Genomic DNA, 8,064 nt, shown 5'->3' with positions numbered 1-8,064 from the left:
TACGTTCCTCGAGCAGGGCTACGCCTGGGCGGCGTCGAGCTACTCGACCAACGGTTACGACGTGGGTGCCGGGGTGCGCTCGACGCGGGACTTGGCGACGTACGCCTCCGAGCTGCTGCCCCGCAAGGCGAGCCGCACCTATGTGACCGGGGTGTCGATGGGCGGGCACGTGATCGGGCGCTCGCTGGAGCAGTATCCGGGCTTCTACGACGGTGCGATGCCGATGTGCGGGCAACTGGGGGACGTGGAGCTCTTCGACTTCTTCGTCGACTACAACCTCGGCGCGCAGGCGCTGGCCGGGCACGACGCCTACCCCTACACCGGGGACTACCAGAGCGTCGACGTCCCGATCATCAAGGAGCGGCTCGGGCTCGGCGGCACGCTGACGGCGGAGGGCGAGCAGTTGCGGGCGATGACCATCGAGCGCAGCGGCGGCCCGCGCCCGGGGGCGGAGGCCGCCTTCCGGCAGTGGAAGGACTTCCTCTTCAGCCTGCCATCGGTCGACGACGGCGGCACCCTGGGCTTCAACATCGGCCGGGTCGCGACCAATCGCAACACCGTCTACACCCCGAGCTCACCGGTCGACCTCAACACCGAGATCGAGCGGATCGACCCCATCGACCGCGCCGGCCGCAAGAGCCACCGGCTCAACGCGCCGGCCGTCATCTCCGGCCGCCCGACCGCGCCGGTGGTGAGCCTGCACAACCTGGGCGACATGTTCGTGCCGTTCTCGCTCGAGCAGATCTACGCGCGTGAGGTGGCTCGCCACCACCGCAGCGGTCTGGTCGTGCAGCGGGCGATCCGCTCGGCCGGGCACTGCGAGTTCAGCCCGGCGGAGGCCGCGACCGCCTGGGGTGACCTCGTCGACTGGGTCGAGCACGGCGACCGCCCGGCCGGCGACGACGTGCTCGACCGGGCTGCCGTCGCCGCCTCCGGCTACGGGTGCGCGTTCACCGACGCCGCCGCGTACGGGACGGGCTCGGGAGGTCTCTACGCCCGCTGCCCCTGACGGAGATCAGCGGACCACGTCGTAGACGAGCTTGGTGATGCCGTTCGCGTAGGTCTCCGAATCGAGCAGCTTCAGCATCTGCTTGTCCTTGTCGGTCTCGCTCCACATCCGCTTCCCGGCACCGAGGACGACCGGGAAGACGAGCAGGTGGTAGCGGTCGATCAGGCCGGCGTCGGAGAGGTTGCGGGCGAGCTCGGCGCTGCCGGCGATCAGGATCGGACCGCCCTCACCCTGCTTGAGCTCCTCGACCTCGTCCAGCGACCTCAGGATGATCTGCGGGCCCCAGTCGTCGACCAGGCCGTCGTCGCCGAGCGATGTCGAGACGACGTACTTCGGGATCTTCTTGACCACGGTGAAGTCCTCGATGTCGGGCCAGATCGGCGCGAAGGCCTCGTAGCTGCGGCGGCCGAACATCATCGCGCCGGCCTCCTCCATCTCGGTGCCCTTGATCTCGTAGGCCTCGGGCAGGAACTCGAGGTCCTGGAAGGTCCAGCCACCGCTGCGGTGCTGCTCTGAGGCGGAGCCGCCGCCGGGGGAGTCGATGACGCCGTCGAGGGATACGAACGCGGAGTAGATGAGTGTGCGCATGAGTCGATCCTGCCGCGCCGAGGCCTACGACGCCAGGTGTTTCAGGGCGCTACCGTGAATGCCATGACGGCTCGACGACGTGCTCAGGAGTTCTGCGAGGCGTACGGCCTCTCGATGCCGATTCTTCAGGCGCCGATGGCGGGTGCCTGCCCGCCCGGGGCGGCAGCCGCAGTCGCCGACGCGGGTGGCATGGGCGCGGCGGGCGTGGTGCTCGACGGGCCGGAGCGGATCTCGCAGTGGGCGGCAGAGTTCCGGTCGATGTCGGCGGGGCCGTTCCAGCTGAACATCTGGATCCCCGACCCTGTGGTCGACGATCCCGCCGGGATCTCGGCCGCGGAGGAGTTCCTGAGCGGGTTCGGTACGCCCGCGCCCGAACAGTCTCCAGCACCCTCGTTCGAGGAGCAGTGCGAGGCGATGCTCGCCGCCCGGCCGCGTGTCGTCTCCTCGATCATGGGTCTCTTCTCGCCGGACTATGTCGAGCGCCTGCATGCGGCCGGGATCGCCTGGTTCGCGTGCGCGACGACCCTGGCCGAGGCGCGCGCCGCCGAGGCGGCCGGTGCCGACGCCATCGTCGCCCAGGGGCTCGAGGCCGGCGGGCACCGAGGGGTTTTCGAGGCGGAGACGGCGGAGCGTACGGCGGTCGGACTGTTCGCGCTGCTGCCGCACATCGTCGACGGGGTGGACGTGCCCGTCGTCGCCGCCGGCGGGATCGCCGACGGGCGTGCCGTCGCCGCGGCGCTGACCCTCGGCGCGAGCGCCGTGCAGGTCGGCACCGCGCTGCTGCGTTCGCCGGAGACAGGGATCGCCGATGCGTGGGCGGCCTCGCTGGACGGGATCGAGCCGGAGGACACGGTCGCCACCCGGGCCTACTCCGGCCGTCTCGGTCGCGCCGCGCCGACTCCCTATGTGCGCTCCTGGGAGGCCCCGGACGCGCCGTCGCCCGCGCCCTATCCGCACCAGCGTGCCTTGGTCGCCCGGTGGCGGAAGGGGACGCCCGATCCCAGCGCCGAGGTGCCTCTGGACCGCGCCAACCACTGGGCCGGCCAGGCCGCCGCGCGCGCCGTCGCGGAGCCAGCGGCGGACGTCGTGACCCGGATGTGGAGCGAGGCCCGTACACACCTCCCCGACGTGGGCTAGGGCCACGGTGTAGAACGGAGAGCATGAGCGCACCCTGGTTCCAGCGACTGCTGGCGGACGGCTTAGGCCGCACCGCGCAGAGCCTGCCCGCGATCGTCGACGGGCTGCCCGTCGACGACCTGCTGTGGCGTCCGTACGACGGGGCGAACTCGATCGCCTGGACCCTGTGGCACACCGCCCGGATGGAGGACGTCCAGATCGCGTCGCTCGCCGGCACTGACGAGGTGTGGCTGCGTGAGGGCTGGGTGGAGCGGTTCGGGCTGCCCTACGCGCCCGGCGCGATGGGATACGGACAGAGCGCCGAGGAGGTCGCGGCCTTCCGGCTGGAGGACCCGAAGCTGCTGACCGGCTACTACCGGGCCGTCCACACGGCCACGACCGAGCTGGTCGACAGCCTGAGCGAGGACGACCTCGCCCGCGTCGTCGACGAGAGCTGGGATCCGCCGGTGACCGTGGCGGTGAGGCTGGTCAGCATCGTCGACGACGCCGCCCAGCACATCGGCCAGGCGGCGTACGTCAAGGGGTTGCTGGATCTGCGCTGACTCAGCTCCAGGGTCAGAGCACGGCGGCGATGGCCTCGTCGACCGTGGCCTCGCCGGAGACCAGCTCCCACTGCTTGCCGACGGTCGCCTCGTCGTCGATCACGGCGGCGATGACCGCGGCCACGTCGGCGCGCGGGATGTTGTCGCGGTCGAGCATCGGAGCCAGCTTCACCCGCCCGGTCGCCGGGTCGTCGGTGAGGCCGCCGGGCCGCAGGATGGTCCAGTCGAGGTCGCTGTCGCGCAGGGCGACGTCGGCGTCGCGCTTGGCCTCCACGTAGGCCTTCCAGACCTCTCCGGCGTCCGCCGGCACCGGCTCGTCGACGCTGATCGCCGAGACCTGCACGAAGCGCCGGATGCCGGCTGCCTTCGCACCCGCGATCGACTTGGTCGAGCCCTCCAGGTCGACGGTGCGCTTGCGCTCGATGTTGCCGTCGGGGCCGCCGCCGGCGGCGAATACCACGGCATCGCAGCCGGCGAACGCCGCAGCGAACCCGTCGGCGTCCTGGTTCTCGATGTCGAGAAGGCCGACCTCGGCGCCGAGCGCCTCGAGCTCGGCGCGGTAGTCCTCGCTGCGTACGAGCGCGACCGGGGTGTGGCCCGCGGAGACGAGGATCGGATGAAGGTGCAGGGCGACCTTGCCGTGGCCGCCGACGATAGCGATGCGCATGCCTCCACGATAGGCACATCCGCCACTGACAATTGTCACGGTCGGGCCCGGACAGACAGATCTGACGTCTGGGTGCCTCGGAGCGCGAGTCTGGAGCCGCCACCCACGGTGGGTGGCGGAGATGGAGGGCACGCAATGACGACCATGACGAACGAGACCTCAGCAGCCTGCAACGCCCTGCTCGCCTGACGCTCGGTCGCTGTTCCTGTTCTGCGGGTGGGAGCAGTGGCCCTCGATCATGGACGCTATGCCTGGCGGTTCCACAGCGCGGCATGTTCGCGATTCCACTGTTCTTGTTGTCGGACCTGCCGCTCCAGTCGCTGCAACCCGCCGAGCTTCCATGAGGGATTGCGTGTGATGACGAGGAACACCATGACGATCAGGGTGAGCTCCAGTGCCGAGCCCGCCAGAGCGTAGATGACCTCCAGGTTTGTGGTTGCCTCGGCTGCGACGACGAAGAAGACAGTCAGGACCAGGACGACAGGGATGGACAGGCATACGGCGACGTCGGTGGCCTGCAGGAGGAACCTGGTTGCAGAGCGTTGATCGATACGGGGCCGCCGTGGCGTACTCAGTGTTATGACTGTCGTCATGACAGTCAGCAGGTGAGCGAGGGTGTTCACGGCCATGAACACCACCCCTGCCACGACGTTCACGCCGTAGCCGAGAGCTGCCGAGATGACTCCCAGGAGAACGAATGTGAGCATGATCGCCGGCCAGCGAATCCCCCTGATCATCCTCATGAGCAGCTGAAGATCGCTCGGGCTGCGTGTGGTGCTGAGACCTACTGACCCTTGAGGTTGTCGACCTGCGAGACCTGCCGATGGCTTATCGGTGCTGCCCGGTTCGATCCCCTGGATATCCGCCGTGATCAGTGTGAGCGTCGTGGCAGCATCTGTCGCCCAGCGCTCGTGGTCGGTTGCGCGCGGGCCGTTGATTGCGGCCATGGCCACGTTGACGCCGACCGTGAACAGACACAGGCACACCATCGCTACGGGCGCCTTGCTCGCGACGGCGTCCGGGATCAACAGCAGGAAAGCAGTCCCGCCGGTTACAGCGACGGCCAGGGCAAGCCGCTGCGTGGCGACTCGTCGAACCTCCATCAGCGGAGGCTCAGCGTTGGTTGTGGCAGCGAATGCGGTGGCGATGAACAGAGCGGAAGCCGTGCCGAGCTGAATCCCAACGAGGGTCATGATCGTGGACGTGTTGACGGGCGATGACGGGGTCCAGCTGGCTCGGGCTATATCGAGAAGCGAGTGGGAGCTGGTGAACCCAAGAGGGCCCGGACTCCACCACATCTCATAGAGGAATCGGATACCCGCGGCGGAGACGGCGCAGCCCAACAGGATGCGTAGGACGTCGCTGATGGGTGGTCGCAGCTGATGCCCGGTCGCTGCGCTGACGCTGGGCTGTTCCGCATGGTGTCGCTCGGCTGGGGCGGGGACTTCGGGCGCATTGACCTCGCGGCGTACGCGAAGTGTGGTCCATGTTGCCGCGGCACCCGCCACGACCGCGGTCAGCACCACCCCGGCGACTCGCGTCCTCGTCAGGGCGGGCATCGGTCAACCTCCGTGGGGCGGGCGATCGGAAACCATCATGGTTGCTTCTGCAGAGGCCTTCCGGCCGCGGCGTCGTCGATGTTATCGATCGGTGATCTGCCCAGCAGCGAAGTCCGGGGCCGTTCGAGGCATGCTATCCCTCATGCGACTTACCGAGCACGAGCTCACCGTGGCCCTGACGGGGGTGGCGAAGACGGTGCTGGCGTCCAGCAGGCGCGGACGCAAGCGTGGAGCGGACATCGACCAGACCTGGGACGAGATGGACCGCTTCAAGCGCTTCAAGCTGCTGGACGGGATCGGCACCCAGATCTTCCCCGTGCTCACCGACCTCCCCGACGTCGACGTGCCGGTCGGCGGTCGCCCGACCTTCCCCGAGCAGGAGATCCGCGAGTCCGTCGAGCGGCAGCTCGGCGACGGCATCGGCAGGCTGCGCCGTGCCGTCGTGGTCAAGACCCGGGTCACGCTGGTCCAGACCGCCCTCGCCCACGTCCCGCCCCGCGCCGAGGGCGACACGCGCCTGGACGGGTGAGAGTGCCGGCGGCCCCGGGAAGCAGCGGCGCCCCGCGGGGGTGGGCCCGCGAAGCGCCGCCGCTCGCTGCAGATGCTGACGGGGTCACCGCACCGTGAAGCGCAGCTCCTCGGTGTGACGACGGCCGTGCACGTCGGTCGCGGTGACGGTGGCGACGTGCTCACCGGCCGCGAGATCGGCGGTCAGCGGGAGGCGCCACAGGTGCATCAGGTGGTCCACCAGACCGCCGCCGTGAGGAAGTGTCTCCTGGTTGGCGGCCGGGTCCGACCACTCAGCGCCGCTGCGGATCGGCTCGCCCTTCATCGGCTGGGTGCGCTCGGCCTCGACCGCCGGTCGGCCGTCGAGAGAGACCTCGACGCTCGAGCCGGTCGAGCCCATCCAGAAGTTGGTGGTCAGCCAGGTGGAGCCGAGCTCGTCGCGGTTCACGACCGTCGGGTCGGCGAAGACCGGGGCCTTCCCGACGTTGCGCCTGTTGGCCTCGAACCAGGTGCGGTAGCGAGGGGTGTTGAGACCGAGAGCCATCTGGTCGCTGCCGTCGGTGCCGCGGACGGCGTACCGCTCGGTCACCTTGCGGCCGCGGATGTCGAGGGTGAGGACCCCCGGCGGGGTGCCGTCGCGCATGATGGCGGTCGGGTAGCCGTCCTCGAGCACACGACCGGCGTACCAATGACCCGACATCGCGCCCACGGTGAGGTGGGTGAACGGCAGACCTTCGGCGGGGTCGAGCACGTCGGCCCAGCCTGCGACGAAGTCGCCCTTGCGGAGGTTCTCCGACATGTGGGTGTGGCCGGAGACGGCGACGACCTCGCGTCCCTCGAGGATCTCGTAGATCTCGTCGAGCTGTTTGGTGCGGTGTGACGGGCTGTACCAGTACTCCAGCAGCGGGCTGTGCGACCCGACGACGATCACCTTGTTCTTCGGCACCGCGGCGATGTCGCGCCGCAGCCACTCCAGCTGGGTGGCGTCGAGGCTGTAGCCGTAGGAGCGGGACGGCGGCGGGTTGATCGGGTAGTCGATCGAGCTGAGCGCCACGATGTGGGCGTTGCCGACGTCGTAGGAGAAGTACGTCGGGCCGAGCTTCGCGCGGAAGGTGTCGAAGCTGTGCGCGCGGTTCGGCGTGTCGAAGTCGAGGTCATGGTTGCCCGGCAGGAAGCGAGCCGGACCGTTGAGCAGCGACGTCAGCTCGCGTGTGCGCGGAAAGAGGGAGAGGTCGTCGCCCACGATGTCGCCGACGAAGAGCGCCCCGCAGCCGGCGTAGTCCTCCCGCTCGGCGAGATCGTCGAAGGCGCCGTTCTGGGCGTATCCAACCTCCTTGACGTTGTACGTCTGTGGGTCGGCGCCGATCACGCAGCCCTGAGCGGCCGACTGCGTCAGTGCGCTCTTCACGACCGGGAAGTTGACCTGGTCGGGCAGCTGGCCGGTCGGGGCGATGCCGCCGTACTTGAGGGTGGGCGAGCCTTCGGGCAGGTGGGTGTAGTGGAACTGGGCGACGTTGTCCTCGTCGACCGGCACCTGGTAGCCGCGGGGCTGGGTGACGAAGGCGGTCATGTTGTCGTAGGCAGGCAGCTCGTAGTGGCCGTCCTTGTCGGTCGTGGTCACGTCGCGGCCGTTGGAGACGGTGACTCCGGCGACGCCACGCTCGTTCGGGTCCTGCACCGAGTCGCGGTCGGTGTCGACGAAGACGCTGCCGTCCAGGGTGCCCTGATCCTCGTCCGGCCCGGGGACGACCTGGACGCCGCCGCGGTAGGCGGTCCGGTCCCAGAGCGAACCGTCATGAGCAACGGTCTTGGCGACCGACGCAGCGGCGTACGCCGGGGTGTTGGCACCGATGGCCAGTCCGCCGGCCGCGAGAGGAAGAGCCAGAGAGAGCGCTACGAGCCGGACGGCCCGTCCGGTATATGGGGGTGTGGACGTCACGGGAGACTCCTGGGGGGTGACTGGACCGGTCCCGGTGACCGGCCCCGCCGTGACTCTCGTGCGGCTGGATGAACCCGGACCGTCATGTCGCGAACGGTGCCGCGACGGCTAGGCAT

Annotated in this window: 8 protein-coding genes; 4 read left to right on the top strand and 4 right to left on the bottom strand. The window is 69.3% G+C overall.

The features are described 5' to 3' along the window. Window positions 1–1,009 (top strand): hypothetical protein (locus H5T77_RS17765; RefSeq protein WP_292651459.1); only part of this gene is annotated, 1,009 nt, incomplete at its 5' end. Window positions 1,010–1,015: 6 nt separating this feature from the next. On the opposite strand, the gene H5T77_RS17760 is transcribed toward H5T77_RS17765, so the two are convergent. Then, window positions 1,016–1,597, bottom strand: a complete 582-nt coding sequence (locus H5T77_RS17760) for a dihydrofolate reductase family protein (RefSeq protein ID WP_292651457.1) — start codon at window positions 1,595–1,597, stop codon at window positions 1,016–1,018. A 63-nt stretch (window positions 1,598–1,660) separates the two neighbouring features. On the opposite strand from H5T77_RS17760, the gene H5T77_RS17755 reads away from it, so the two are divergent. Together H5T77_RS17755 and H5T77_RS17750 are read left to right on the top strand one after the other, a co-directional pair. Next, entirely contained in the window at window positions 1,661–2,734 is a 1,074-nt protein-coding gene (locus H5T77_RS17755) for an NAD(P)H-dependent flavin oxidoreductase (RefSeq protein WP_292651455.1), read from the top strand. Window positions 2,735–2,757: 23 nt separating this feature from the next. Beyond that, window positions 2,758–3,276 (top strand): mycothiol transferase, encoded by a 519-nt coding sequence (locus H5T77_RS17750; protein ID WP_292651453.1) that lies wholly within the window; start codon window positions 2,758–2,760, stop codon window positions 3,274–3,276. Between the two features lie 13 nt (window positions 3,277–3,289). On the opposite strand, the gene H5T77_RS17745 is transcribed toward H5T77_RS17750, so the two are convergent. Further along, a complete protein-coding gene (locus H5T77_RS17745; RefSeq protein WP_292651451.1) occupies window positions 3,290–3,943 on the bottom strand; it encodes an SDR family oxidoreductase in 654 nt (217 codons plus the stop codon). Between the two features lie 245 nt (window positions 3,944–4,188). Next, complete coding sequence (locus H5T77_RS17740; RefSeq protein ID WP_292651448.1) at window positions 4,189–5,502, bottom strand: hypothetical protein; 1,314 nt, start codon at window positions 5,500–5,502, stop codon at window positions 4,189–4,191. 142 nt (window positions 5,503–5,644) lie between these two features. Between H5T77_RS17740 and H5T77_RS17735 the strand changes: the two genes are divergently transcribed. Then, window positions 5,645–6,031 carry a hypothetical protein gene (locus tag H5T77_RS17735; RefSeq protein WP_292651446.1) on the top strand — a complete coding sequence of 129 codons (387 nt, stop codon included), beginning with the start codon at window positions 5,645–5,647 and terminating at the stop codon, window positions 6,029–6,031. Window positions 6,032–6,115: 84 nt separating this feature from the next. Here H5T77_RS17735 and H5T77_RS17730 read toward each other — a convergent pair whose 3' ends face one another. Continuing rightward, window positions 6,116–7,948, bottom strand: a complete 1,833-nt coding sequence (locus tag H5T77_RS17730) for a calcineurin-like phosphoesterase C-terminal domain-containing protein (protein ID WP_292651444.1) — start codon at window positions 7,946–7,948, stop codon at window positions 6,116–6,118. Window positions 7,949–8,064: the final 116 nt, after the last annotated feature.

The organism is Nocardioides sp., from assembly GCF_014360585.1.
Lineage (GTDB): Bacteria > Actinomycetota > Actinomycetes > Propionibacteriales > Nocardioidaceae > Nocardioides.
The sequence above is the reverse complement of the archived record's forward strand: the minus strand, read 5'-3'. Positions and strand labels throughout refer to the sequence as shown.